The following is a 24044-nucleotide window of genomic DNA, read 5'->3' as shown; positions in this document are numbered from 1 at the left end:
GCTACGCCGCCCCTTCCTCGGTGCCGCGCTTGGCGTCGGCCCGCTTTCCCTTGCCGAGGGAGGCGACCTCGGTGCCTGGGGGGGCGAGCACGAAGGTGCGCTTGTCGACCCGGTGCATGGTGCCGTTCAGGCCGAAGATGATCCCGGTGACGAAGTCGAGGGCGCGCCGGGCGACGTCGGGGGTGGCTTCGTTGAGGTCGAGCAGGACGGGGATCTCGGCCATCAGGTATTCGGCGACCGTGCGGGCGTCGGCGAAGGTTCCGACCCGGACCAGAGCAAGCTTGCGCCTGCTCTGCCCGTGCTCGGAGGTCTCGGCCTTCAGGGAGGGCCAGGACGGCCATTCGTTGTCACCGCGCAGCGGAACCACCTCGGCCAGCCCCTTCCATTGGGCATCGGTGCCGTCCGCACCGCCGGTCTCGCCGTGCTCGTCGCCACCGCTCATCAGGATTCCTCCGTGGATATCCCCGCCTGTAGGCGGGGGAGGGAACGGAGCCTCTGCGGGGCAGAGTAGGGGGAAGCCGGATCGCTGCCGGGCGATCCGGCGTCACCACTCACCCACCGCATGGGCTCATACGGCAACTCGATAGAATTTGAGGGATGACCAGTCACGTGAAGCGGGCGTTCAAGTACCGCTTCTACCCGAGTGATGCGCAGGCGGCCGAGCTGTCGCGCACGTTCGGCTGCGTGCGCAAGGTCTACAACATGGCCCTTCAGGCCCGGACCGAGGCGTGGGCCCGTGGTGAGCGGGTCAACTACAACGCAACGTCGGCGATGCTGACCGCGTGGAAGAAGACGGAGCAACTGGCGTTCCTCAACGAGGTGTCGTCCGTTCCGCTCCAGCAGACGTTGCGGCATCTTCAGACGGCGTACACGAACTTCTTCGGCAAGCGGGCCAAGTACCCGCGTTTCAAGTCGCGGAAGAAGTCCCGCGCGTCGGCGGAGTACACGTCCTCCGCGTTCCGTTTCCGGGACGGCCGCCTCACCCTCGCCAAGATGGCCGAACCTTTGGACATCGTGTGGTCGAGGCCCCTGCCCGAGAATACGGCGCCGTCCACAGTGACCGTGTCCCGTGACGCGGCGGGGCGGTGGTTCGTGTCGCTGCTCGTCGAAGACCCGGCCATCAAGCCGCTGACAGCAACGGATGGGGCCGTTGGTATCGACGTCGGCCTCGATCACCTGCTCACGCTCTCCACGGGGGAGAAGATCGCCAACCCCCGGCACGAGCGACGGGACCGGGCCCGGCTCGCCAAGGCCCACAGGAATGTGTCCCGTAAGGCCAAGGGCTCGAACAATCGGACCAAGGCACGCCGCAGAGTCGCGAAGGTGTACGCCCGGATTGCCGACCGGCGCCGGGACCGCCTGCACCAACTGTCCACGAGGCTCGTGCGTGAGAACCAAACGCTCGTGATCGAGGACCTGACTGTGCGCAACATGGTCAAGAACCGGAAACTCGCCCGCGCCATCTCCGATGCGAGCTGGCGCGAGTTCCGGAGCATGCTGGAGTACAAGGCCGCCTGGTACGGACGTGACCTGGTCGTGGTCGACCGGTTCTTCCCGTCCTCCAAGCTGTGCTCCGCCTGCGGCACCCTTCGCGAGAAGATGCCGCTCAGTGTCCGCACCTGGACGTGTGACTGCGGGACGACCCACGATCGGGACGTGAACGCGGCGAAGAACCTGCTGGCCGTCGGACGGACGGTGACAGCCTGTGGAGCTGGTGTAAGACCTCAACGGAGACCTCCGGGCGGGCAGTCGGCGGCGAAGCAGGAAACCCACGGGGCGACCCGTGGAATCCCCTCCCCTTAGGGAAGGGGCGGACGTCAATCCTCCGCGCGCTCCTTCGTCTCGGCGGTCTTCTCGCTTGCTTCGGCCGCCCGGTCGCGCTTGGCGTCCTCGAGGCCCGATCCGGTGCGCAGCGGAACTTCCCTGATGGTCAGGCTCAGCAGCCCTCCGATCGCAACGACCACCGCGACCAGGAGGAACACCAGGTGCATGGAGTCGGCGAAGCCCTGTTCGAAGGGGCGGGCGAGCGCCGGGGCCATCTGGGTCAGGATCGAGGAGTCGTTGGTGGCGGCGACGGTGCCGGGGTCGGTGAGGAGGGTGGCAACGGCCTGGTTGACGGGGTTCGCCATCACGGTGGGGTCGGTGAGGGCGGCTTGGAAGGAGGCCGAGGAGGTGGCGGCCTCCTGCAGTTCGGTGCCGATGTTCGTGGTGACCGTGCCGAAGAGCACCGAGAAGAAGACCGCGGTGCCCGCGGTGGCGCCGATCTGTCGGAAGAAGGTGGCCGAGGAGGTGGCCACGCCCATGTCACGTGGCGGGACGGCGTTTTGGATGGTCAGGGTCAGGGTCTGCATGCAGCAGCCGAGTCCGGCGCCGAACAGGACCATGAAGGCCATCGCTTCCTCGACCGGGCTGTCCACGTCGATGAAGACGTAGAAGAGCAGCATCGAGGTGGTGATCAGTGTGCAGCCGAGGGGGATCAGGTTGCGGTAGCGGCCGGTGCGGGAGATGAAGCGACCGCAGGTCAACGAGGAGGCGATCATGCCTGCGGTGAGCGGCAGGGTGAGCAGTCCGGCCTCGGTGGGGCTGACGCCCTTCACGATCTGCAGGTACTGCGGGATCATCAGCATTCCGCCGAACATGCCCATGCCGATGATGAAGGAGACGGCGGCGGTTCGGGAGAAGACCGTGGAGGCGAACAGGCGTAGCGGGATCAGCGCGTCGTCACCCATCCGCCGCTCGGTCAGCCACCAGGCCGCCAGGCCGACTGCGCCGGTCACGTAGCAGCTGATCGATCCGGCCGATGTCCAGCCCCAGGTCCGGCCCTGTTCGGCGACCAGGAGGAGCGGGACGGTCGTGACCACCAGCGTGGCGGCGCCCCCCCAGTCGACGCGGGCCTCGCGGCGGGTGTGCGGAACGTTCAGGACCTTGCCGACGACCAGGAACGCGACGATGCCGACGGGCACGTTGACGAAGAAGACCCAGCGCCAGCCGGTGATGCCGAGGATGCTGCTCTGCCCGGCCAGGAAGCCGCCGATCAGTGGCCCGAGGACGGAGGAGGTGGCGAAGACAGCGAGGATGTATCCCTGGTAGCGGGCGCGCTCGCGGGGCGGCACGAGGTCGCCGATGATCGCCATCGCGAGGGACATCAGGCCGCCGGCGCCGAGGCCCTGGAAGGCGCGGAAGGCGGCGAGTTCACCCATGGATGTCGAGATGGTGCAGGCCAGCGAGCCGGCGATGAAGATGCCGATGGCGGTCAGGTAGAAGGGCTTGCGGCCGTAGAGGTCGGAGAGCTTGCCGTACAGCGGCATGGTGACGGTCGAGGTGATCAGGTAGGCGGTGGTCACCCAGGCCTGCTGGCTCAGCCCGTCCAGGTCGTCGGCGATGGTGCGGATGGACGTGGTCACGATCGTCTGGTCCAGCGCGGCGAGCAGCATGCCGAGCATCAGTCCGCTGAGGATCACCATGATCTGACGGTGGGTCAGCACGCCTGCGCGGGTGACAGTCTCTTCGGCCTCGGGGGCGGTACCGCTACTCATGGCCGTGCTGTCTCCTGGGTCCTGGCCGAATTCTCCGAACTTCACTTCACCCTCACTCCCCAGCGGCCGCGAGGGGTGTACCCGCAGGTGGACGACAGGGGGCCGAAGGTCGCCACTTCCGGATACGTGGGTCGACCGACCGTCAACCCTTGCTGACCAGCCGGACACGGTGCCGAGCGACATGATCAAGAGGTGGGCAGTGTGCGGCGCCGGCCGGGAGAGACCGGCGCCGCACACGACGTGAAGTCGGCCCGGTCGCGGCAGCTTCGCCACCACGGCCCTCGCCCGGGTGCATCCGGACGAGGGGCGAGCCTCCGCGGCCGGGCCGTGCTCCGGAGAACACCGGACAAGATCCGAGATCCCTGTCCTTCGACCGTACGGATTGCCAGTGACTCTTGACGTCTGCACCCTCCCCCGAACCACCGCTGTGCGCCCGGCCGTTGTGGCACCGAAGCCGCGGCGTGCCGTGCACATGTCCGTCGTCCCGGATGCCGTCACCCCGTCGGCCACTTTGGGGACAACGCAGGCGGCTCCCGGGACAGCGGCCGGCGGCGTCGACGACCCGGCCATCACCCCGCGTGCGGGGTGCGTGGACGGGACCGCAGCCCTGCGGCACGTGCAGCAGCTGCGCACCCTGGGCCCCTGGATCCCGCTGTCCTCCGTGGCCCGAGCTGTCGACATGGCGGAGTCCACGCTGCGCGACGCCATCAGCCGCCTCGCCGGGCCGGAACACCACTCCAGCCGGCCGCCGATCATCCGCGCGGACACCGCCGAGCGGCTGCTCGCGCTCACCTCGCAGGAACTCGAAGGTCCCCTGGCCACCGGCCGCCGCGCCCAATCGGGCCAGATTCCGGTCGGCCCGCTCGCCGCCCACCTGATGAAGTTGCAGGCCGAACACCCCAAGCTCGCGCTGCGGACCATCGCCCGTGCCACACAGACCAGCGACACCGCACTCAGCCGCGTCCTGCGGCGGGCCGACGACCCGTGCGCCACGGTCGACGCCGAACTCGCCGCGCGTGTACTGCGCATCGGAACCACCGTCCCCGTGCCACAGCCCCGCCGGCCGAGCCGCGCGCCCCGGCGCGACCTGCTCGACGCCGCTCCCGTGGTAGCCCACATCGACGCCCTGCTCGGCCGCCACACCAACGCCACCCTGGCCGGCGTCGCCAAGGCGGCCGGGGTCCACGCATCCTCACTGCGGGCGCTGTACTCCGCGGTGCACGAGGGCCGTACCCGCCACGTCCAGGTCTCCCTGGCCGGGCCGATCCTGGCGCTCAGCGAACTGCCGCCGCCCGCGATCCGGCTCAACGACCCCATCACCGAAACCGGCCTGACCCGGCGGCTGCGCGCGCTGGGCGTACTGGGCTGGCCGTTCGCCGAGATCCACCAGGTGTGCGGCGGCCCGAAGAGCACCGCGCTGTGCCGCGCAGCACGCACCGGGCACATCACCCCCGCCATCCGGACCGCGGTGCTCACCGCCTGGCAGGAGCTCTCCCACCGCCCCGGCCCCTCGGACATCTCCCGCGCCCGCGCCCTGGCCGCCGGCTGGGCGCCGCCGCTGGCCTGGGACCATGACGACGACGACCGCGCCTCCGGCCACCACATCGACGACCCCGACGCCATCCCGGTGGGCATCCGCCCGGCGGACGGCCGCACCCGGTGGGTGGGAAACCTGACCGACGACGTGCTCCGCGCCGAACTCGACCACTTCGCCCTGTTCGGCATCACCGGCTCCGCGTTCCGCGCTCGGCTCGGTGTCTCCGCCCAGCGGGTCCTCAACGCCCGGGCCCCGGTCTCCAGGGCCCGGTCCACACCGGCCGCACAACCGACAGAGCAGGCCGCCGCACCGGTATCACCTCTCGACACGACGGTCCGTCAACTCGCCCGTCGCCAGCGTGACCTCACCCCGCCCGCACCCGGAATCGCGCGCACCGCCGCCTGATTCCCCCACCCCGCCCCGGAGACCGTGTCCACCGCCATGCCCCCACCCCACATCCGATGACACACCCCTCCCCCTACACGGCCCGCAAGGTGATCGGCACCGATGCGCTCACCGTGCTCTGGTCCGCCACCGGTCCCGACGGACCGGTGGCCGTGGCCCTGCTCCATGCGGAGATCGCCGACCCGGTCGCCCTGATGGAGGACTTCCACCGCAGCCACCGCCATCTGCTGACCGTCCGCAACCCCCATCTGGTCAGCGTCCGTGACACGGTCGCCGGCGAGGGCCGCGCGGGCCTGGTCATGGACCTGGTGCACGGTATCTCCCTGGAACGCGCCCTGCACGAGCGCGGTCCGCTGTCCCCGGCCGACGCGGTGTCCGTCACCGCCGACATCGCCGAGGCGCTCCAAGAGATCCACGCGGTGAAGATCTTCCACACGGACGTGACACCGGCGAACATCCTGCTCGACTTCAAGAACACCCCGCCCGACGGCAGCGCTCCCCCGGCTCTCCTCACCAGCCTCGGCCTGCGCGTCCTGGCCGACCCGCTGCCCGACACCGCGCAGCGCCTCGCGATCGCCTCCGGTGCCTATCTCGCGCCAGAGGTCGTGGAGGGCCTGCAGACCCGCGGCCCGGCCGACGTCTACGCCCTCACCGCTTGCCTGTACGAGATGCTGACCGGCTCTCCGCCCTTCGGTATCTCCGGCGATCCGGGGGTGATGCGCCGCCATGTCATGCAGGAGCCCGGGCGGCCCGCCGGATGTCCGGAGTTCCTGTGGGAGATCATGCGGAGCTGTCTGGCCAAGGTTCCGGCCGCCCGGCTGCGTGCGGGTGAACTCGCCCAGCAGCTAAGGCAGATCGTGCCCGCCTTGGAGGGCATGGCCTACCTCGCTCCCCCGGGCGCGTTCCCGCAATCCCGTTCCACCGAACCGTCGGACAGCGATGCCGGCCCGGCCCAGCCCCTGGTCCCGCACACCCCGGTTGACGACGAGGCCACCCATGTCGCCCTGTCCGCGGCCCGCCGCACCCGCATGATCGCCAAGGCCGAGGCCCGTGCGGCCCGGACGGGGGCTTCCCAGACCCCGTCCGGTTCCGGACCGGATCGTCCCGAGGCCGCGGGCCGGAACTGGACGGCGGCGGTCACCGTGACCGCCCTCGTACTCATTGCCTGCCTGATCGTCCTGTTCCTCGGGCTCCACACATGAGCCCGGCCACCGGCAACCGCCCAGCCGTCGCCCGGCTGTCCGCCCGGCTGCGCGGGCTTTCCCTGCCGATGTTCCTGCGCCGCCGGCCCCTGCGGCTCGCCCTTACCGTACTGCTGGCCGTCACCCTGATTACGGCTCTGGTGAAGATCCTCACCCCGGACCCGTCGCCCACCCTCGCCGTCCCCTCCGTGTACCGGCAAACCGTGATCGACGCCTCGTCCACCTGCACGTCGCTCTCCGCGCCGCTGCTCGCCGCGCAGATCGATGCCGAGAGTTCCTGGGACCCGAAGGCCGACTCGGGCAAGGCCGAGGGCATCGCCCAGTTCACCCCGGAGACCTGGGCGGACTGGAGCGGTGACTATGACGGTGACGGCAAGACGAGCATCTGGGACCCGGTGGATGCCATCAACTCGCAGGCCGCCTACATGTGCTCCCTCCTCCGGCAGACTGCCTCCGTGCCCGGCGACGCCGCCGACAATGCGCTGGCCGCCTACAACGCCGGTCCCACGACCGTCCTCGACGCGAACGGCATCCCGGACATCGCCGAGACCGAGAAGTACGTCACCAAGATCGACGCGCTGATTCCGCAGTACGCCCGCACCCTCCCGGCCTCGGCCGGCGGTACCTCGGCCTCGTAGAACCGGTCCCGCCGACCGGAGGATTGTGTACGAGGGTCAGGCCGCCGCGGCCAGTACGACCGACCCGTCCGTCACGTCCTGCCGCTGCTCCGTCGCTAGCTGCTGCTCCTCGCCGACCGCGGCCTCCACGAGTAGCAGATAGTGGTGCTTCAACCGTTCCAGGGAGCACAGCATCCGGTAGTAGAGGTCGCCGGTGCGGTCGTCGGCCTGGGCTACGGCCCGCAGCCGGGTGCCGTAGCGTTCCAGGCCGAGCACCAGGGTCTGCTGCTCCGGGCCGAGACAGCGGCGGGCACCGTCACGCGTGCCGTGGGCACGGCGCCGGGCCGGGCCGATCCCGGTCATCGAGTCGACGAGCTGCAGGACCGGAAGCATCAGCCGGTCGGGGATGCCGGTGTGCGGGCCCGAGCTGAGCAGTGCGGCTGCAGCGCGCTGCTGCGCGGTGGGCGCCGCAGCAAGTACGTCGTGCCACTCGGAGCGGACCACCGCGTCCAGGTAGTCCAGGATCCGGATCAACCGGTGCAGGATCTCTGCGACGTTGGCCGACCGCATCTCCACCCGGCGTACGGCGGGTGCAAGCTCGTGGACCCACGCGCCGTGTGCCTCGATCCGCAGCGCAGACAGCATGAGTGCATCCAGCCGGGAGGGCTGCGCACCAGGCGCGGCGAAGGAGAACAACGGCTGGATGTTCTGGCTGCGGACCAGTCGGCCCGGCGGCGGCGGAGAGCGCCGCTTGTGCGTCGGGGCCCAGTTCCCGAAGGCGATGACCGGCAGCGAGACGAGCCGCTGCACGCCGGACAACTGACGGATCACTTCCCACAGTTCCCGGAATCCTTCGGGCGCCTCGCCGGGGCCGGGCCACGGGTCACCCGGTTCCCAGCCGCATCCGGCGGCGATCACCGCGAGCCGCACAGCGATGCCGTCCCTGCTGCGGAGGGAGTTCTTGTTCAGGCCGTTGCGGATCGCGGTGTACCCGCCGGTCTTCTCGTACTCCCGCACGACGGCTCGCGCCGCCTCGGGGTCGGTGCACCGGCTCACAACCTTGGCCGTCACGTCCAGGGCGCTGAGCTGTCCACGCATCAGTCGCGTCGGCGGCCTGGGGGGCAGGAAACCGGAGCGCGACGCATGTCTCCGGTCGGACAGTTCGGGGAACACCATGGACCACCACCTCGTACGAGTCTCAACAGTGCCCAGGGTGGTGCACCAGACCCGTGCGAACCGTCCTCTTTAGTGGACAGTGGGCTGCCCCTCGTACCCGCCTGCCGACGGGGTCATGTCCATGTCCATGTACTGGGCGAGCAGAGCCGCCTGGGTCCGGTTGTCCAGCGCGAGCTTGGCCAGCATCCTCGAGACGTAGGTCTTCACGCTGGACGGGCTCATGAACAGCTGAGCGGCGATGTCCGCGTTGGTCATGCCCTGCCCGAGGCAGGCGAGCACCTCACGCTCCCTGTCGCCGAGCAGTCCGAGCCGTTCGGCCGCGTCACCGAACATGCCCTGCCCGCGGATCTTCCGGCTCCGGCTGATCAGCCGCTTGGTGATGGGGTCGGCGAAGACGGTGCCGCCGACGGCAGCGGTACGGACCGCCTGCAGAAGTTCGACCGGGCGCAGCTGCTTGAGCAGGTAGCCCACCGCGCCGGCCTCCAGGACGCTGAGGATCGCCTCGTCGTCGTCGAGCGTGGTGAGGGCGATCACCCGGGGGGCCGGTTCCAGGGAGAGCAGCCGCCGCGTCGCGGTGACACCCCCGATCCGGGGCATGTGCAGGTCCATCAGCACCACATCCGGCTGGGCTTCACGGCACATCGGGACGGCGGTGGCACCGTCCTCCGCCTCGCCGACGATCCGGATGTCGTCAGCCGTTTCGAGGATGGCCTTCGTCCCTTCCCGGATCAGCTCCTGATCGTCGACCACCGCCACCTTGATCATGTGGGTGTCGCTCATGATTCCTCCGCCTTCGTCTTCTTCATCGGGTGCCCGAAGTCGACCTCCTTCTGACCAGCCAATTGTATCCTTATTGAGATTTGTCATATATAAATGGATTTGTTCCCCGGCCACACCGGTCTTGCCGGGTCGCTCACGTCCCACCCCGCCCATCGCGGATCCTTCAGCTCCCCGGTCTGCGTATCGACCACTCCCTCGGGCACGAGCCTGCGCGCCCGGTCCCTACGCCTGCGCTGGCGCAGCATCCGGTACGCCAGCCGCTGCGCCTCGTGCCGCCAGCCCCTGCGCTCCCCAGCGCCCCTGGTCCGGTACGCCTGCGCGATCCGGTCCAGCGGCGCCTCGGACGGTGACTGGCACCGGTAGTAGACGCCCTGGTCCTCCCAGACCAGGTCCGCTGCCAGCAGATCCTGCAACCTGCGGCACACGGTCCGCCGGTGGTACCCGGTCTCGGCCACCAGTTCCTGGACCGTCCTGCCTTCCGCCGCATCGAGAACCGAGTAAATCCGCGCCCCCGAGGTGCCCAGTGCGAAGTGGTGGAAGGCGTCCTCCGCCATCACCGACGCGAGCGTGCGCGTAGCCGGTACACCTCCCAGCTGCCCGCGTGGGGGGGCAGGAGGTGTACCGGGATCGCCTGGACGGCGAACCACCCACCGCGAGGCGTCTTCCCTTCTGCCCTGGACCAGCAGGACGAGCCAACCCCGCGCCCTCAGCCGCTTGTTGGAGTTCTGCGCGGTGCTCAGTGAGCACCCCATCAGTTCCGCGAGCTTGCGCGCCGAGACGTTGTGTTCGAGACCGCCCGCCTTCTGGCAGAGCTCCAGCCTGGCCGTCAGGTTCTTGAGATCGACGCCTCCGGACTGCCCCGCCCAGACGAACTCCTCGACGCGGTCACGCATTTCGGTGACAGCGAGTGCCGCGTCCGCCCGGCCCGTGATCAACGGCCGGGCGGCGACCAGGCGTTGGGCCTTGCGCAGCATCTCCGCGATCTTGCGGATGACGTAGTCGGCACCCCGGCGGACCTGCACCTTGCGCACCCACTCACCGGCCGCCGTCGGCCGCAGCACGAGCGCCTCGTAGAGATCGGCCGGCATCCACTCACGGCCGGGCTGGGAGACGGCCGTGGCTATCGCCATGGTCAGCGCGTAACCGTCGTCGTCCTCGTTGCCCCGGGTGTAGCGCCCCTCGTGATCGCCTTCGATGATGAGGCGAACGACACGCGCACTGACGGGAGGTTTACGGGAGATCCACGCGGGAGGCCTGTGGGGCGGAGGGGAAGCAGGGGCTTGTGCCGGGGGATGGTATGAGGACATAATGGGCCTCGCTTTTTCGCTGTTCTGCGCATCCCGGCCTGTCCGGCGCGGCGCCGGACAGGCCGAATCTGCAACGCACGCGAGGGCGCACAACGGGACTGGGAAGAAACGAAGTAGCCCTCGCACGCGAGGTTGAAGATGAATTCGGTCATTCGGCTCGACTGAGACGTCACATCTCAGGTTCACGGCCGAAGGCCGGTTTTTGGCATCACCTGCCAGGCGCTGGCGGACCGGCGAGGGTCCGCCAGCGCTTCTTTCATGCCACGCTCCCCCCGGAAAGTGCCTTGAGCGCGGGCCGGATGCCCACCCGGAAGTTCTCGGGCAGATCGTCGACCCACTGTCCGATCGGCAGCCGGAACGCCACCTTGCCCGCAAGGTGGTCGAGCTCGCACGAGCTGCGTTCGCCGGGGGTCGTGGCCAGACGCACTCCGTCCGGCATCACCCACAGCGCCGTCTCGCTCGTCGTACGCGGATCACCGGCGGCCTCCCGGGCCGCGGTCACTGCGAGGGTCTGCCACAGCTCCATGTCGCGTGAGACGCTGCGCGAGCGCCGCTGCCCCGGCCAGGCCAGCTGGTCGACGAAGGCCAGTACCTGGACCACGATCACGTCCTCGCCGTCGAGAGCGAGAGGGTTGATCAACCCCAGATCCCGCGCCTTCCAAACCCATGTGTTATTGACATCGGCGGCCGTTGCCACCGCTGCCAGCGAGACACGTCGCGACACAGCGGCTCCTTCCGATATTGATCTTCACGATCGCGATGACCAAACCATAGACCGGAGCCGCGTCAGATTTCTGTTACGCCGCAACACTGTCCCGCCGGCGGGACAGTGTTGAATCAAGGACACTGAACCGGATTACCCCCCTCCCAACCGCCCTTCCTGCCGCGACACATCATCCACTCCATGGATCACTACCGGCATCCCTACCTGGCGCAATACTTAACTACTGCAAATTTTCTATAGGGGGTGCGTCGGGCGGACCGGGGATCGGACGCCGACGGATGGCGGCCCTAGGGCAGCGGGCCCTCTTCTTCCAGCGCGCGCAACAGCGCGTCCAGCGCCGCCGAATAGACGTGGACGGCGATCCGGCCATGCCGCGCTGCGCGCAGCGCGTCCGGCAGCCCGGAGACCAGGCGGTACACCTCCGGGGAGACCCGGTAGCCGGACTGCCGGGCCGGGGCCACCTCTCCGGACCGTGCGGTGAGGAAGGAACGGGCCAGCGCCACCTGCGCCTCGACGTCCTCGGGCAGCCGGCGCATCGCCGCGTCCACGTAGTGCCCGGTGGTCAGGGCCTGGCGCCCGGAGGCTGCGCGGTCCTGCGCGACCCTGCTCCCCAGCGCCGCGAACAGGTCCGGAGCGAAGCGGAACGGATGCGTCTGCCAGGTGTCCGAGCCCAGCTTCCGGTCGATGATCCCCTCTTGAGCCGAGGCCAGCACGGCCCGGTGCGCCCACCCCTCCGTGCGGTCACGCGCCCCCTCCGCCGCGGGGGGAACCGGTTGCTCGGTCGCCTCGGTCTTCTCGGGCGCTTCGGGCCGCTCGGACAGCGTACCGCTTTCGGGTTCCTCCGTAGTCGCGGCAGGAGCCGCCGCGGGAACCACACCGTGCTCCGTCCGGGCACCGATGTACGAACGGGAGACGACCTCTTCCGCGCCCTGGATCGCCGCCGAGGCCAGCAGCCCCGCCCTGGTCCCCTGTACCGGTGAACTCCGTTTGATCTGCGCACCCTTGAGGGGCGCCACCTGCTTCTTCCGCCGCGCCGGTGACTGCGCCGACCGCCCGGTGCGCGTCTCGTTCTGCTCGTGCTCAGGCATGGAACCTCACCTCCTCGACCAGAGGTGCGCTCACCCAGGCGGACCGGGGCCGCTGCGACCGGTCCAGGATCTCCTCGAGCAGAGCGGTGTACTGCTTGCCCGGCGCGTGGTTCAGAAACCGCACCACCGCCGGACGGCCGTGAATGAAGGACTCCGATATCCGCACGTCCCTGCGGATGTCCGTGACGAAGGGCATCAAGGCGCCCTCGACCATCGCGTTACGGATCTCCACGTCCTGCACCGTCCAGGAGGACTCGGGGTTGGAACGGTTCATCACCGCGCCGAGGAATTCCGGACGGCACTCCCCCTGGGTGTGCTCCTTGATCTGCTCCACCGCGCTCTTGAGGATGAACGCGCCCTTGACCGTGGGGTATTCGGGATTGCAGAGGGTGAGTACCTGGTCGGAGGCGGCCGCACCGACCGCGTTGAGGGAGGAGACCGCGGGCGGGGTGTCGATCAGGACGTAGTCGAAGTCCGTCGCCTCCGCGAGTAGTAGGCGGCGCAGGAGCGGGGTCGCGCGGTATCCGTGCACCACGAACATGTTCTGCGCGGCGGTCATGGTCGCCTCCTCGGCGGCCAGGACACAGAACCGCCCCGCGCCCTCGTAGTCCGTGAGGACCCCGCTCACGTCGTACATGGTCTCGGCGAGCGGTGCGGTGGGGACGTTCTGCATCTTGGCCTGGAGCAGCCAGCCCAGCGACCGGCTGGCCTGATCACCGCGGAGGTTCACTCCGAGTGCGGTCCCCGCCTGTGCCTGGGCCTCCAGGTCCACCACCAGGACCCCGGCGCCCCCCATCGCCAGCCTGCACGCGAGGTTCACGGTGGTGCTGGTCTTCCCGACGCCACCCTTCTGACTCGCTACGGAGATGACCTGCACGCATCGCTCCCTTCCTGAAAACGCCCTTTCTCACACCAAACATAACGTTTCACCATCATTAACTACCAATCGAGCTACTCGTATCCCTACTTGTCGAGCTCCACGCCCATCACAGGCATGAACTACTCAATTAACATCAATACAGGTATCTTCCTAGCTGTCCTGGAAATATCCAGTCAAATTCCTGTAAGTATAGGAAAACTCAGTCTGGAATTAATAAAGAGGCGGGTTCGTGGAAGCGCAGATAGTCCAGAAGGCCACTTTCCTGCTGCACGAGATACGCCTCTCCCCGCAGGACTCCGTGGCCCGGTTGAAGTCGTACTACCCCGCCCTCGACCTCACCGAGCGCGTCGCGTACGTCCACGAGGCGTACCACCTCCTGTGCCACACCAGCACCGTCGAGCGCCCCCCGGTCTCCTCACTGGCCAGCCCCTCCAGTTTCGCGGCCGGTCGCGAGCACCACGCCCTCACCGACTGACGGCACAGGACGGCGGGCGCGAGAACGTACGAGACGACGCGACAGACATGGAGACCTCCCGCGCCGCCGCCACCGGCGCCAACGGACACCGGCCGCCCTCGCTGCCCGCCGCCAAGGGCGCGGTCACCGGCCTCGATATCGCCGCTAAAGTCCTCGTCGGCACAGTCCTGACCATGGCAATGACCTTCTTCCTGCCCCGTGACGGCGCCCGCCCGGAGAAGGGTGCCTGCATACCTGGCGTCGGGGCCGTCCTGGCCGACACGGCTGCCGACCTGGCCGGACCGCTCGGCACCCTGCTGGCCGTCCCGGTGGCTGCCGCTGAGTGCAGGAGCTTCCGCGAACTGCGTACCCTCCAGGTCGCCCCCGGCCCGGGTCTGTCCGCACCGGAAGCCGCCACCCGATGAGCGCTCTCCTTGCCCGCGTCCTGGAGCGCGCCTCCGGAGCCCGGAACAGCGGTCACCCGGCCGCTCCCCCTCCGCCCGGAACCCGCCTGCACCGCGACGACCCGCGGCTGATCGGCGGCTTCCGCCTTGTCCGCAGGCTCGGTGCGGGCGGGATGGGCGTGGTCTACCTCGGAGTGAACTCCCAGCGTCGACGCGTGGCACTGAAGGTGATCCGCCCCGAACTGGCCGGGAACCGCGAGTTCCGCTCCCGCTTCGCCCGCGAGGTCGAGGCCGCCCGCCGGATCCGCAGCGGCTGCATCGCGCGCCTGGTCGCCGCCGATCTGGAGACCGACCACCCCTGGTTCGCCACCCAGTACGTCTCCGGTCCCTCCCTCTACGCCCATGTCACCGAGCACGGCCCGATGAGCATCGAGGATGCCGCACTGCACGGCGCCCGGATCGCCGCCGGCCTGGAGTCGGTGCACGCCGCCGGCGTCGTCCACCGCGACCTCAAACCGTCCAACATCCTGCTCTCCCCCAAAGGGCCGCGGATCATCGACTTCGGGATCGCCTGGTCCACCGGCTCCAGCGCACTCACCCATGTCGGCACCGCGGTCGGCTCCCCCGGATTCCTCGCCCCCGAGCAGGTCCGCGGCAACCCGGTCACCGCCGCCACGGACGTCTTCACCCTCGCCTCCACCCTGGTGTTCGCCACCACCGGCGAATCCCCCTTCGGACACGGCAGCTCGGAGGCCATGCTCTACCGCGTGGTCCACGAGGAACCGGACCTCGCCACCGTGCCCACCCCCCTGCGTGAAGCGCTGGGCGCCTGCCTGGCCAAGGAACCCGCCGAGCGCCCCACCGCCCAGGAACTCGCCGACTTCCTCCACGAGGTCGCCGGGACCGCCGCTCTCCCGGCGACCAACACCACCCGCGAACGGCCTCGCAGCCCCACCCCTCCGCCCCCGCAGACGCCCGTGGCTGCGCCCACTCGGGCACCGAGGAACAGGGGCCCCGATCCCCGCGTCCAGCGCTCCCGGCGTCGCATCGTCGCGGACCCCCAACTGCTTCTGCAGCGCCTGGTGGTCTTCGTCAGCGTGACCCTGCTGATCTCCCTCGGCTTGGCCGCCACCCAGTGACCGGTCGGCCCCAGCTCCCCCACCCTCCCGAGCACCGTCCACTCGCCCAGTGAGGAATCACCGCCATGCCCACCCAGGTCGACGCCGTCGCCGCCTTCGTGGGCCGGCTCCCCGGCATGGTGCGCCGGCCCCGCTGGGCGCCCTGGGACGCAGCCTGCCTCTCCGATCTCCACCGCGCTGTTCCTGGCCCTTGGCGCGTGCCCCGCAGCGCGGAACAGATCCGCCGTCCGGGCCCGGTACGGCCTCTTCGACGCGCCGTCCTCACACCGCGGCCCACCCCCTACGTACCGTCTCTTGACCAGCAATTGCATCCTTGAGGACGCAGGGAGACCACATGACTCAGGACACCGCGGACGCCCCCGGCCGCACCGCCCGAATCGGCAGCCGTGACATCGGCATCGACCTCGGCACCGCCAACACCCTGGTGTACGCGTGCGGGCACGGCATCGTCCTGAACGAGCCCTCGGTGGTCGCCGTCGAGCAGCGCAGCAACACCGTGATCGCAGTCGGTGCCGCCGCCAAGGAGACCATCGGCCGCACCCCCGGCTCGATCGTCGCCATCCGCCCCCTCAAGGACGGCGTGATCTCCGATTTCGACGCCACCGAGCAGATGATCCGGCACTTCTTGAACAAGGCCCTCCCCGGGCGGCGCTCCCGCGCCCGGATGGTGGTGTGCGTGCCCAGCGGGGTCACCCCGGTCGAACGCCGCGCCATAGAGCAGGCCTCTGTACAGGCCGGCGCGAAATCCGTATATCTCGTCGAGGAACCGATGGCGGCGGCGATCGGCGCCGGGCTGCCGGTCGCCGAGCCGCGCGGCACGATGGTGGTGGACCTCGGCGGCGGCACCACCGAGGTCGCCGTGATCTCTCTTGGAGGCATCGTCACCGCCCGTTCCCTGCGTGTCGGCGGTGACCGTATGGATGCCGCCGTCAGGGACTACGTCCGCCGCGAGTACGGCCTGCTCATCGGCGAACGCACTGCCGAGGACATCAAGGTCGAGGTCGGCTCGGCCTGGCCGGACGTCGAGCACATCGACCTCGAGGACAAGGTCTTCACCGTCCGGGGCCGGGAGAAGGCCGGCGGCATGCCCCGTACGCTCCAGCTCACTGCCACGGACACCCGCCGGGCCCTTGAAGAACTGGTCTTGATGATCATCGCCGGTGTCCTTGAGACCTTCGAGCAGTGTCCGCCCGAACTCGCCGGTGACATCGCGGAACGCGGCATCGTCCTCACCGGCGGCGGCGCCCTCCTGCCCGGCCTCGCCTCCCGCATCACCGACTCCACCGGCATCGCCTGCCGCACCGCCGACAGCCCCCTGGACTGCGTGGCCCTCGGCACCGGCAAGTGCGCCGAGGAATTCGACACCCTCCAGAGCCTGTTGGACCTGTCCCGCTGAGGCCGGCGGTTCCCGGGGGCGACTTGCGCGGCACCCCGCGCATGCGGGGAACGCGCTGCGGCCGGGGCGGTCAGGCGGCGGAGGCCGGGGCCACCTGGTCCTCTGGGATGCGCGGCAGTTCCACGGGCTCGATCAACAGGGCAGTCGGCTCAGCACCTTCCGGAGTGGAGTGCGCTGCCTGCGCCGGCGGTGCTTCGCTCACATTCATGGCCAGGGCATTGTTGTCGGTCAAGTAGGGGCGGACCCGGACGCGCCGATCAGGGAGTTCGCAGAACGCCGGAGGCATGCGGTCGGTTGCCTTGCGCTGAGCAAGGTCGCCCCCGATACGTCCGATACGGACGCGGACATCGTCCTGGACCAGGTGGAGGTCCCAGAACTCGCGCTCCGATCCGGAAACCGCGCACTGCTCGGCAAAGTCGGAGTGCACGAGGCAGAAGGACAGGCGCCCGTCACGTTCCGGCTCGACGGGAGCCTGGAACTGCGCCGGCGTGCCGCGCCGGGAGGCGACGACGACGGCGCCGTCGCCGAGGGCCACACCCAAAAGTTGTCCCGTGACAGTCGTGGCCAGCGGGCCCACGGAGACGGCGTCGACCTCCAGATGCGTGGGCCTGCTCCACACCTTGAGGGCCAGTCGGCCATCGGCCGTGGTGAAGGGGACGCGGTAGGTGACCATCCCATCCCGGTGTACGGGCTCCGCGTGCACCAGCTGTGCGGTGTCCACGGTGATGGCCTGCACCTTGCGACGCAGTCCATCCTGCTCGCGCTCGGCGTACAGGCGCCACTCGCCTTCGTCCAGGCAGTGTTCGCTCCCGACTCGCGCATGGCTGGCCTGCTCTCCGCGGGAACCGGCGGCAAGCGGCACACGGACTTCGTCGCGCTCGCCCCCCTTAGCCCGGCGCAGGACGAGAGTGGCGGCCTGGGATTTCATGCCGCTGACCCGTACAAGCAGGGAGCCGTCACGCTCGGCGACAACTCGCCCCTTCGGCCTGAACGCCAGCTGACGGCTGAGCCGTTCGGCACGCCGGGGCATCAGGCTGCGCAAGGCGGCGCCCAGGACGGGCTGACGCAGAGTGGAGCGCAGCACGGGACGTGCTGCTTCCTTCACGGAGCGCTGCCAGCGACGTCGCTGCGGCGTCGGAGTGAGGAGGTGCGGGTGAAGTCCGAGATCGCCGACGAGCCGCACGAAGCAGTCGGCCGCGGCCTGAGGGGTGAAGGTGAGCGCCTTGGCGCGGGCCCCTGCGGCCATCTCCCGGCGGCGGTCTTCGTCCTCGATCAGGTCCAGCAGAGCGGCGGCGAAAGCTTTGGCGTCTCCGGGAGGTACGAGGAGCCCGTCGGCCCCGTCGCTGATGATCTCACCGGGGCCGTAGGGGCAGTCCGTGGCGACCACGGGAAGCCCGGCGTGCATGGCCTCGACCAGGGTCATCCCGAAGGATTCCGCGTCTGAGCTGACTGCGGCGATGGCCCCCTTGGCCCACTCGGGTTCGATGGGAGCGACGGCACCCATGAGGTGGACATGTGAGCTCAGACCGGCGTCGAGGATCTGCTGGGACAGCTTGCCCTCCTGAGGGCCGCGCCCGTACAGGCGCAGTGACCAATCGGGGCGCTTTTGCACGACGTGACCGAATGCCTCGACGAGCAGGGGGTAGTTCTTGACGGGTATGAGGCGACCGGCGGCGACCACAACCTTGTTTCGGCCGGTGGACGGCGCGAGGTCGGGTACGGGCACTCCGTTGGGGACGCAGCGGATCTCGGTGTCAATGTCGGGCAGCAACTCGCGGTAGCACGCGGCGTCAGCGCGCGACACCGTGGTGAACGCGTCGAGATTCCCGATCGCAGCGTCCTGGGCCTCCCGGATGGCGGGCTTGTGTAGCTGGTGGGTGAGGTGTTCCTGGCCGATGCGCAGCGCACGCTTGGGCCCGAACTGGGAGAGCATGATGTTGAGACCCGGCCGGGTTCCCACGATCACGTCGGCGTCGGTGTCACGCAGCCACTGGACGATGCGCTCGTCGGTGAGCGTGCTGGACAGTTTGTAGGGGCCGTCATCCTTGGGATACAGCTGAGAGGGGCGCTCCCGGGGGTCGTGGTCCTGGTCGAACCCAGGCGCGGTGCGACGCGTCTCGACCAGGGACACCAGCCGCACGCCGTGCACGGTCGGCAGGGCAGGGCGGTCCTTGGTCCGGATAACGGAAACGATCTCGACCGCGTGGCCCGCCTCGGCCAGTGCGCCTGCCAGATTCATCGTGGACCGTATGGTTCCGCCGATGCCGTAGGCATTGAAGAGGAGGAAGCTGACCTTCATGGACGGAACACCCATTCGATTCTGGCGGCGAGGGGCTTGGCCCGGATCACGTTAAAAGCCCGGATCACATGAAAATTTTGCCGCGTGGGTCATACCGAAGAGGTCATCCAAGGTCGACGATTGCTGGCCAAGAGGAGACCCTTACGAGGGTCCTGGTCGATCGGATCGTGTGATCCGTGATCGGCTGAGGGGCCGGGGTGTCGCGTTGTCAGAGTGCGGTACGTGACCTCTTGTCTGTCTCGTAGGTGAGATTGAACAAGAGTCGCGGGTCACGGGCGAGGGACGTGCTTCAGGTGCCGGGGCAGGCGAGCAGGCCGGGGTCGGGCTCGAGGAGGATTCCCCGGCTGACCAGGCGCTTCAGTCGTGCATCGGCCAAGGCCGTGAGGATCTGCTGGTTGGCGGGGTGATCCAGTGTCGACGACGGCTGAACGCTACGGTTCACCCGCCGCCGACAATCCAGGACGTCGGGACGCTCCGGTTCGGCAGCCAAAGCGTCAAGCCCTTGGTTTCGTGCTCTCCTATGCGACCTGGCACCTCTGGTCCCTCTACCTGGCCCCGAAGTCCCAGCCAAGGCATCAGGGCGCAAGTAGCCCGCTGGTAGCTACTGACTTTGTGGCCGTGTTGTCGTGAGGGTGAGTCCGGTTGCGGCGAGGCACCCGTCGATGAGGTCGGGCCGGTATTGGATGTGGCGGAGGTGGGTGCGCAGGACCCGCATCAGAGGCTGTTGTCTTTCCGTACTTGATCGTCGGGTTCGCGCTGGTCAGGCATAGTGTGATGGGTTCTGTGGCAGCAAGGACACGTCGTGTCGGTGCGGTCGTGGAGGTGCGGGATGCCGTCGGTGATCGGGCTGCTGGAGGAGCGGGAACGAGCGCTGCTGCTCAGCGGGTGGAAGTACTGCGGGCCGAGGCGGACCGGGTGCTGGCCGCGTTGCGGGAAGCGGAACTCGACTGGGAGCGGTTCGTCGTCTCCCGGGAGACTGTCGTCGAGGTTCTCGCCGACCCGGACGGTGTGGTGGAGGCGGACCCGCCGGCGTCCGGGGATCCTGAACCGTCGCCGTCGCCGTCGCCGTCGCCGTCGCCGTCGCCGTCGCCGTCGCCGTCGCCGTCGCCGGAGTATCAGCGGATGTTGGCGGTCCTGACCGCTTCCGCGTCGGCGTTGACCTGCAAGGACTTGGCTGCGGGGCTCGGGGTAGAGCCGGTGGCGGCGAAGCTGGAGGGAGTGCGGTCCAAGGCGAACCGGCTGGTGCGCAGGGGCTGGCTGGTCAAGGAGCCGTCGGGGCGGTTCGCGCTCGCCGCGGGCCCGCGAGGCGGCGGATCATGAGCATCGTCATCGACCACTGGATCATCGCCTGGCGCCTCCCCCCGGAGAGTGGACACTTTGATCCCGCCTCTGACCTGGGGGCGGGGAGGAGATGTCCCTTATGGTGATGAAGTTCTACTCGCCGGAGTTCAAGGCGGATGCCGTCGCGCTGTACCTGTCTGATCCGGGCCTGACCCTGGCCGGGGTCGCGGAGGGCCTGGGCGTGAGCCGGGGCACACTGCGGGACTGGGTGCGGGCCGAGCGGTCCCGCCAGGGCGAGGACAGCACGACCACGAGCAAGACCAGGGAGCCGACCGCGGTGAGTGAGCCGAGCCGGGAAGAAGAGCTGAAGGCCGAGATAGCGGCCCTGCGCGCGGAGCTGAAGACGGTGCGCAAGGAGAACGCGACGCTCGCCACTGAACGCGACATCCTGCGCAAGGCGACGAAGTTTTTCGCCGCCGAGATGACCTGGTGACGAGCCGCTTCCAGTTCATCGAGGACCAGCGCGAGACCTTCGAGGTCAAGCGGCTCTGCCAGGTGCTGGACGTCGTCCGCTCCAGCTATTACAAATGGCGCGCTTCACGCGAGACCCGCGCCCGGCGCGAGCAAAGTGACCGGGCCCTGGCGACGAGGATCAAGGCCGTGCACGCCGAGTCGGACGGCACCTACGGCGCCCCGCGCGTCACTGCCGAGCTCCGTGACACCCACGGCCTGCACATCAACGAGAAGAAAGTTGCCCGTGTCATGCGCAAGTTCCTCATCGCCGGCTTCCGTCTGCGCAAGCGGGTCCGGACCACGGTCCCGGAGCCGTCGCAGACGCCGGTGGCGGACCTGTTCCAGAGAGACTTCACCGCGAGTGCGCCGAACCTGAAGTACATGGGTGACATCACGTATCTGCCCGTCGGCGACGGCGAGCACCTCTACCTCGCCACGGTCCTGGACTGCTTCTCTCGGCGCGTGGTGGGCTGGTCGATCGCCGACCACATGCGCACCGACCTCTCCCGGTGGTCGGTCGCGGACCTCGAAGCCGTCGCCATGGCGATCAACAATCGGCCCCGCAAGGCCCTCGGTTGGCGGACGCCGAACGAGGTCTTCGAAGAACAGCTACGCTCGCTACAACAACCCGATGTTGCAACCACCGGTTGAACTCACCCAGTACGGATCCCGCCAATTCGCTGGTCTGTGCACCGAGTTGGGCGTGATCCAGTCCATGGGCGCGGTGGGCACGAGCGCGGACAACGCCGCCTGCGAATCCTTCCACGCCTCCCTGAAACGCGAGACGCTCAAGGGCGCCCGCCGCTACGACGGCGCCGACGCCTGTCGGCACCGGGTCTTCCAGTGGCTGGCGCGCTAAGCGGATCCGGTGAAGTTGCGTGTGTCGGGTAGGTGTCCTGTAGGAGGGACACCATGGGGAAGAGCCTCCGAGTCGAGCTGACTGATGATCAGCGCAGGGACCTGCGCGGGTTGTTGGCCCGCTGTGATCTGACCGCGTACACCCGGCAGCGGGCCGAATGCATCCGATTCCTCGACCGCGGGCGGACCACTGCCGAGGTCGCCGACCTGCTGGAGTGCCACCCCGTCACGGTCCGGGCCGCCGTGCACCGCTTCGAGGAGGGCGGGATCGCGGGACTGCTCGATGCCTCGCGTCCCGGCCGTCCCGCAAAACTTCTCGGCCCCGAGGACCGGGCCGCGCTGACCGAGTTGCTGGACGACTCCGCGGTCAAGGGGGTCACCTGGACCGCGTCGGCCCTGCGTGACTGGCTGTTCGCCGAACGCGGAGTGGAGATCTCCGTGGACTGGCTGAGTGAGCTGTTGCACCGCGACGGCTTCCGATGGAAACGGACCCGCGACAGCGTGCGGCACAAGGCCGACCCCGTCCTCCAGCAGGCCGCAAAGGCGGAGCTGGGGGACTTGCGGACTTACGGATGGAGGCGCACGCGGGCGAACGCGACCTGATCTTCCTGGACGAGTCCGGCTTCGCCCCGACCATGCCCACGGGTTACACCTGGTCGAGGGTCGGACAGCGGGCCGTGGTAGCCAAGGAGGACACCCGGAACCGGCGGGTCAACGTGCTCGGTGCGAAGGTCGTCGGCACAGAGCCGGATCTGATCTGGCAGCGCACCTGCGGGAAGGTCGACGCAGAGATGCTGCTGGAGTTCGTCTGCCGTCAGCTGGCGGGCCTCGGCGGTGGCGCGGGCGTGCTGGACCTGGCCGCCGACGGCATCGGTGCCGATGCCATGCCCGTGTGGGAACGGCGCAGGCCGTGCACCGTCGTGCTCGACAACGCCTCCGTGCACACGGCCAAGGTGTTCAAGGGGCGTCGTCGACAACTGGCGAAGATCGGGGTGGACCTGTTCTATCTGCCGCCGCGCAGCCCGGAATTGAACGACATCGAGCTGGTCTGGCGGCAGGCGAAGTACGAGGACTACCCACAGCGCACCCAGACCAGCACCGATGACATCGGCAGGGCCGTCGACAAGGCCCTCACCCGCCGACGCGACCGAATCCGCACATCAGCAACGAACTTCACCCAGGCCGCTTAGAACACCAGGCGCCGGCACTCGGCGAACGGACACCTCAGCCCTGTCGCCTACGAGCAATCAGCTAACTTGACACTCGCCGCATAACCACACGAAACCGTGTCTACTTCCCGGGTGGAAGCCCCACCGGCCTGGTGATGCCGCACCGCCGCCGCAAAGGCGAAGAGCTGACCGACTGGCAGAAGACGCACAACACCTCCCACAAACAGGTCCGTGCCCGCGTCGAGCACGTCTTCGCCCGCATGAAGTGCTGGAAGATCCTGCGGGATTGCCGACTCAGAGGCGACGGTGTCCATCACGCGATGCTCGGCATCGCCCGCCTGCACAACCTCAACCTCGCCGGATAGACGGCAAGCCCCCCGCAACGGGTGGCGCACTCCGACCACACCGAAGATCATTTACGGGACAGGCCTTGTGACCTGCGGAAGATGTGCCACGACTTGAGTCGGGCCATGCCTTGCTCGACGGGCGCTCGCGCCGTCGAGAGCGCCCGGTTGACGGTCTGCTGAGTTGGCGTCAGCCCGCGCCCGGGCGGGCGTCGGAGTGGCGTGGTCACCCACGGTCCGGCGCCCGTATAGGCGCAGTCGGCCAGGATCGGGATGCCCTGGCGCTCGCAGATCCGGATGATCCGGTGGGTGCGGGCCGCGGTCAGGTCATGTGTGCGGCCGGGGAGGACAGGCGAGATCCACAGCGTGCGACCGGCTGGATCGGTTACCACCTGGACGTTCACCCCGTGTCGACGGTGCTTGTGGGAGTAGTCGGCCCGGCCGTCACCGACGCGGTCGCACTCGGCGAGGGCGCCGTCGAGCAGGACGTGGTCGGGATCGGTTTCACGCAGCGCACGCAGCAGGCCGGGGCGCGGTCGGCAAGCAGGTCGATCACGGAGGCGGTGTAGGCGTGGGCGGCGCCGACGGCGATGCCGAAGCCTGCTGCGATCTCGGTGAGTGTGTCGTGCCGGCGTAGGTACACCAGGGCGACGAGGGCACGTTGGTGCGGCGGGAGCTTGCAGCGGCGGTCACCCTCGCGGGCGACGATGAGCATGGTGACCCACTCGACCAGCGCGTGAGGCAGGTCGAGTGCGGCAGGATAGGGAACCAACGAGGCTCCTGTGCCAACGAGTTGAGACTTCGAACACCTCGCTCAACGGCACGGGAGTCTTGTGCGTTGCGGAGCACCAGCCCGTCACCCGATCAGTGGCCACGCTGAAAGAGCTCACTGTTCGCGTAACCGGTGTCGACCCAGTTTTCCCGCGCGTTACCTT

General features: G+C 68.9%; 22 protein-coding genes and 4 pseudogenes. 14 read left to right on the top strand and 12 right to left on the bottom strand.

Going from position 1 to position 24044, the window contains the following annotated elements; translation table 11 throughout:
- Nucleotide 1: 1 nt before the first annotated feature.
- Complete coding sequence (locus tag ACP4E5_RS01035) at nucleotides 2–442, bottom strand: cell division protein SepF (protein ID WP_425824758.1); 441 nt, start codon at nucleotides 440–442, stop codon at nucleotides 2–4.
- 155 nt (nucleotides 443–597) lie between these two features.
- Between ACP4E5_RS01035 and ACP4E5_RS01030 the strand changes: the two genes are divergently transcribed.
- The gene (locus ACP4E5_RS01030) at nucleotides 598–1803 is read left to right on the top strand and encodes an RNA-guided endonuclease InsQ/TnpB family protein (protein WP_425824757.1); all 1206 of its coding nucleotides are present in this window, start codon (nucleotides 598–600) and stop codon (nucleotides 1801–1803) included.
- A 14-nt stretch (nucleotides 1804–1817) separates the two neighbouring features.
- Here ACP4E5_RS01030 and ACP4E5_RS01025 read toward each other — a convergent pair whose 3' ends face one another.
- Complete coding sequence (locus tag ACP4E5_RS01025; protein WP_425824756.1) at nucleotides 1818–3536, bottom strand: MDR family MFS transporter; 1719 nt, start codon at nucleotides 3534–3536, stop codon at nucleotides 1818–1820.
- Between the two features lie 472 nt (nucleotides 3537–4008).
- On the opposite strand from ACP4E5_RS01025, the gene ACP4E5_RS01020 reads away from it, so the two are divergent.
- From ACP4E5_RS01020 to ACP4E5_RS01010, 3 genes are read left to right on the top strand one after another with little or no spacing between them, the layout of a single operon-like run.
- Nucleotides 4009–5478, top strand: coding sequence for a hypothetical protein (locus ACP4E5_RS01020; RefSeq protein WP_425824755.1), 1470 nt, complete (start codon nucleotides 4009–4011; stop codon nucleotides 5476–5478).
- Nucleotides 5479–5534: 56 nt separating this feature from the next.
- Nucleotides 5535–6680 (top strand): serine/threonine-protein kinase, encoded by a 1146-nt coding sequence (locus ACP4E5_RS01015; RefSeq protein WP_425824754.1) that lies wholly within the window; start codon nucleotides 5535–5537, stop codon nucleotides 6678–6680.
- Nucleotides 6677–7318: a lytic transglycosylase domain-containing protein gene (locus ACP4E5_RS01010; protein WP_425824753.1), complete on the top strand. Its 642-nt coding sequence runs from the start codon at nucleotides 6677–6679 to the stop codon at nucleotides 7316–7318. Before ACP4E5_RS01015 ends, ACP4E5_RS01010 begins: the two co-directional genes overlap by 4 nt.
- 36 nt (nucleotides 7319–7354) lie before the next feature.
- Here the strand turns inward: ACP4E5_RS01010 and ACP4E5_RS01005 are convergent, their stop codons facing one another.
- From ACP4E5_RS01005 to ACP4E5_RS00980, 6 genes are all read right to left on the bottom strand, one after another.
- On the bottom strand, nucleotides 7355–8395 hold the full coding sequence (locus ACP4E5_RS01005; RefSeq protein WP_425824752.1) for a hypothetical protein: 1041 nt from the start codon (nucleotides 8393–8395) through the stop codon (nucleotides 7355–7357).
- A gap of 147 nt (nucleotides 8396–8542) precedes the next feature.
- Nucleotides 8543–9253 carry a response regulator transcription factor gene (locus ACP4E5_RS01000; RefSeq protein ID WP_425824751.1) on the bottom strand — a complete coding sequence of 237 codons (711 nt, stop codon included), beginning with the start codon at nucleotides 9251–9253 and terminating at the stop codon, nucleotides 8543–8545.
- 83 nt (nucleotides 9254–9336) lie between these two features.
- The gene (locus ACP4E5_RS00995) at nucleotides 9337–10383 is read right to left on the bottom strand and encodes a helix-turn-helix domain-containing protein (RefSeq protein ID WP_425824750.1); all 1047 of its coding nucleotides are present in this window, start codon (nucleotides 10381–10383) and stop codon (nucleotides 9337–9339) included.
- 433 nt (nucleotides 10384–10816) lie between these two features.
- On the bottom strand, nucleotides 10817–11284 hold the full coding sequence (locus ACP4E5_RS00990; RefSeq protein WP_425824749.1) for a hypothetical protein: 468 nt from the start codon (nucleotides 11282–11284) through the stop codon (nucleotides 10817–10819).
- 287 nt (nucleotides 11285–11571) lie between these two features.
- Nucleotides 11572–12372, bottom strand: coding sequence for a hypothetical protein (locus ACP4E5_RS00985; protein ID WP_425824748.1), 801 nt, complete (start codon nucleotides 12370–12372; stop codon nucleotides 11572–11574).
- Nucleotides 12365–13249, bottom strand: a complete 885-nt coding sequence (locus tag ACP4E5_RS00980) for a ParA family protein (protein ID WP_425824747.1) — start codon at nucleotides 13247–13249, stop codon at nucleotides 12365–12367. The genes ACP4E5_RS00985 and ACP4E5_RS00980 overlap by 8 nt, the downstream gene beginning before the upstream one ends.
- A gap of 232 nt (nucleotides 13250–13481) precedes the next feature.
- Here ACP4E5_RS00980 and ACP4E5_RS00975 point away from each other — a divergent pair, with 232 nt between their 5' ends.
- From ACP4E5_RS00975 to ACP4E5_RS00960, 4 genes are all read left to right on the top strand, one after another.
- The gene (locus ACP4E5_RS00975) at nucleotides 13482–13727 is read left to right on the top strand and encodes a hypothetical protein (RefSeq protein ID WP_425824746.1); all 246 of its coding nucleotides are present in this window, start codon (nucleotides 13482–13484) and stop codon (nucleotides 13725–13727) included.
- Nucleotides 13728–13774: 47 nt separating this feature from the next.
- The gene (locus ACP4E5_RS00970) at nucleotides 13775–14131 is read left to right on the top strand and encodes a hypothetical protein (RefSeq protein ID WP_425824745.1); all 357 of its coding nucleotides are present in this window, start codon (nucleotides 13775–13777) and stop codon (nucleotides 14129–14131) included.
- Nucleotides 14128–15249, top strand: a complete 1122-nt coding sequence (locus tag ACP4E5_RS00965) for a serine/threonine-protein kinase (RefSeq protein ID WP_425824744.1) — start codon at nucleotides 14128–14130, stop codon at nucleotides 15247–15249. The genes ACP4E5_RS00970 and ACP4E5_RS00965 overlap by 4 nt, the downstream gene beginning before the upstream one ends.
- Nucleotides 15250–15583: 334 nt before the next feature.
- The gene (locus ACP4E5_RS00960) at nucleotides 15584–16645 is read left to right on the top strand and encodes a rod shape-determining protein (protein ID WP_425824743.1); all 1062 of its coding nucleotides are present in this window, start codon (nucleotides 15584–15586) and stop codon (nucleotides 16643–16645) included.
- A gap of 70 nt (nucleotides 16646–16715) precedes the next feature.
- Here the strand turns inward: ACP4E5_RS00960 and ACP4E5_RS00955 are convergent, their stop codons facing one another.
- The 3 genes and pseudogenes from ACP4E5_RS00955 to ACP4E5_RS00945 all read right to left on the bottom strand — a co-directional run.
- Nucleotides 16716–18944, bottom strand: a complete 2229-nt coding sequence (locus ACP4E5_RS00955) for a glycosyltransferase family 4 protein (RefSeq protein WP_425824742.1) — start codon at nucleotides 18942–18944, stop codon at nucleotides 16716–16718.
- A 289-nt stretch (nucleotides 18945–19233) separates the two neighbouring features.
- Nucleotides 19234–19434 carry a hypothetical protein gene (locus tag ACP4E5_RS00950; protein WP_425824741.1) on the bottom strand — a complete coding sequence of 67 codons (201 nt, stop codon included), beginning with the start codon at nucleotides 19432–19434 and terminating at the stop codon, nucleotides 19234–19236.
- 111 nt (nucleotides 19435–19545) lie between these two features.
- Nucleotides 19546–19662 (bottom strand): annotated as a pseudogene (locus ACP4E5_RS00945) (IS630 family transposase); the annotation flags it as partial.
- A gap of 167 nt (nucleotides 19663–19829) precedes the next feature.
- Between ACP4E5_RS00945 and ACP4E5_RS00940 the strand changes: the two are divergent.
- The 6 genes and pseudogenes from ACP4E5_RS00940 to ACP4E5_RS00910 form a co-directional block, all read left to right on the top strand.
- Entirely contained in the window at nucleotides 19830–20264 is a 435-nt protein-coding gene (locus ACP4E5_RS00940) for a hypothetical protein (RefSeq protein ID WP_425824740.1), read from the top strand.
- A 100-nt stretch (nucleotides 20265–20364) separates the two neighbouring features.
- Nucleotides 20365–21389: pseudogene (locus ACP4E5_RS00930) on the top strand (IS3 family transposase).
- Nucleotides 21370–21597, top strand: coding sequence for a hypothetical protein (locus tag ACP4E5_RS00925; protein WP_425824736.1), 228 nt, complete (start codon nucleotides 21370–21372; stop codon nucleotides 21595–21597). The pseudogene ACP4E5_RS00930 and the gene ACP4E5_RS00925 overlap by 20 nt, the downstream one beginning before the upstream one ends.
- 53 nt (nucleotides 21598–21650) lie before the next feature.
- Nucleotides 21651–22199 (top strand): helix-turn-helix domain-containing protein, encoded by a 549-nt coding sequence (locus tag ACP4E5_RS00920; RefSeq protein WP_425824704.1) that lies wholly within the window; start codon nucleotides 21651–21653, stop codon nucleotides 22197–22199.
- Entirely contained in the window at nucleotides 22169–22786 is a 618-nt protein-coding gene (locus ACP4E5_RS00915) for a transposase (RefSeq protein WP_425824703.1), read from the top strand. The genes ACP4E5_RS00920 and ACP4E5_RS00915 overlap by 31 nt, the downstream gene beginning before the upstream one ends.
- Nucleotides 22787–22896: 110 nt before the next feature.
- A pseudogene (locus ACP4E5_RS00910) lies at nucleotides 22897–23130 on the top strand (transposase family protein); the annotation flags it as partial.
- Between the two features lie 47 nt (nucleotides 23131–23177).
- Here the strand turns inward: ACP4E5_RS00910 and ACP4E5_RS00905 are convergent.
- Nucleotides 23178–23881, bottom strand: a pseudogene (locus tag ACP4E5_RS00905) (transposase).
- Between the last annotated feature and the right edge of the window lie 163 nt (nucleotides 23882–24044).

Source organism: Streptomyces fractus, from assembly GCF_049844455.1.
In the GTDB taxonomy this organism is placed as follows: domain Bacteria; phylum Actinomycetota; class Actinomycetes; order Streptomycetales; family Streptomycetaceae; genus Streptomyces; species Streptomyces fractus.
The sequence above is the reverse complement of the archived record's forward strand: the minus strand, read 5'-3'. Positions and strand labels throughout refer to the sequence as shown.

What these genes read in the sequence shown, in the direction of transcription:
- ACP4E5_RS01000 (WP_425824751.1), bottom strand. Translation starts at nt 9,253, where the DNA reads ATGAGCGACACCCACATGATCAAGGTGGCGGTGGTCGACGATCAGGAG.
- ACP4E5_RS00985 (WP_425824748.1), bottom strand. Translation starts at nt 12,372, where the DNA reads ATGCCTGAGCACGAGCAGAACGAGACGCGCACCGGGCGGTCGGCGCAG.
- ACP4E5_RS00955 (WP_425824742.1), bottom strand. Translation starts at nt 18,944, where the DNA reads ATGAAGGTCAGCTTCCTCCTCTTCAATGCCTACGGCATCGGCGGAACC.
- ACP4E5_RS00960 (WP_425824743.1), top strand. Translation starts at nt 15,584, where the DNA reads ATGACTCAGGACACCGCGGACGCCCCCGGCCGCACCGCCCGAATCGGC.
- ACP4E5_RS00995 (WP_425824750.1), bottom strand. Translation starts at nt 10,383, where the DNA reads ATGGCGATAGCCACGGCCGTCTCCCAGCCCGGCCGTGAGTGGATGCCG.
- ACP4E5_RS00925 (WP_425824736.1), top strand. Translation starts at nt 21,370, where the DNA reads ATGTTGCAACCACCGGTTGAACTCACCCAGTACGGATCCCGCCAATTC.
- ACP4E5_RS01005 (WP_425824752.1), bottom strand. Translation starts at nt 8,395, where the DNA reads ATGCGTGGACAGCTCAGCGCCCTGGACGTGACGGCCAAGGTTGTGAGC.
- ACP4E5_RS00970 (WP_425824745.1), top strand. Translation starts at nt 13,775, where the DNA reads ATGGAGACCTCCCGCGCCGCCGCCACCGGCGCCAACGGACACCGGCCG.
- ACP4E5_RS00920 (WP_425824704.1), top strand. Translation starts at nt 21,651, where the DNA reads ATGGGGAAGAGCCTCCGAGTCGAGCTGACTGATGATCAGCGCAGGGAC.
- ACP4E5_RS01035 (WP_425824758.1), bottom strand. Translation starts at nt 442, where the DNA reads ATGAGCGGTGGCGACGAGCACGGCGAGACCGGCGGTGCGGACGGCACC.
- ACP4E5_RS01025 (WP_425824756.1), bottom strand. Translation starts at nt 3,536, where the DNA reads ATGAGTAGCGGTACCGCCCCCGAGGCCGAAGAGACTGTCACCCGCGCA.
- ACP4E5_RS01015 (WP_425824754.1), top strand. Translation starts at nt 5,535, where the DNA reads ATGACACACCCCTCCCCCTACACGGCCCGCAAGGTGATCGGCACCGAT.
- ACP4E5_RS01010 (WP_425824753.1), top strand. Translation starts at nt 6,677, where the DNA reads ATGAGCCCGGCCACCGGCAACCGCCCAGCCGTCGCCCGGCTGTCCGCC.
- ACP4E5_RS00965 (WP_425824744.1), top strand. Translation starts at nt 14,128, where the DNA reads ATGAGCGCTCTCCTTGCCCGCGTCCTGGAGCGCGCCTCCGGAGCCCGG.
- ACP4E5_RS01020 (WP_425824755.1), top strand. Translation starts at nt 4,009, where the DNA reads ATGTCCGTCGTCCCGGATGCCGTCACCCCGTCGGCCACTTTGGGGACA.
- ACP4E5_RS01030 (WP_425824757.1), top strand. Translation starts at nt 598, where the DNA reads ATGACCAGTCACGTGAAGCGGGCGTTCAAGTACCGCTTCTACCCGAGT.
- ACP4E5_RS00915 (WP_425824703.1), top strand. Translation starts at nt 22,169, where the DNA reads ATGGAGGCGCACGCGGGCGAACGCGACCTGATCTTCCTGGACGAGTCC.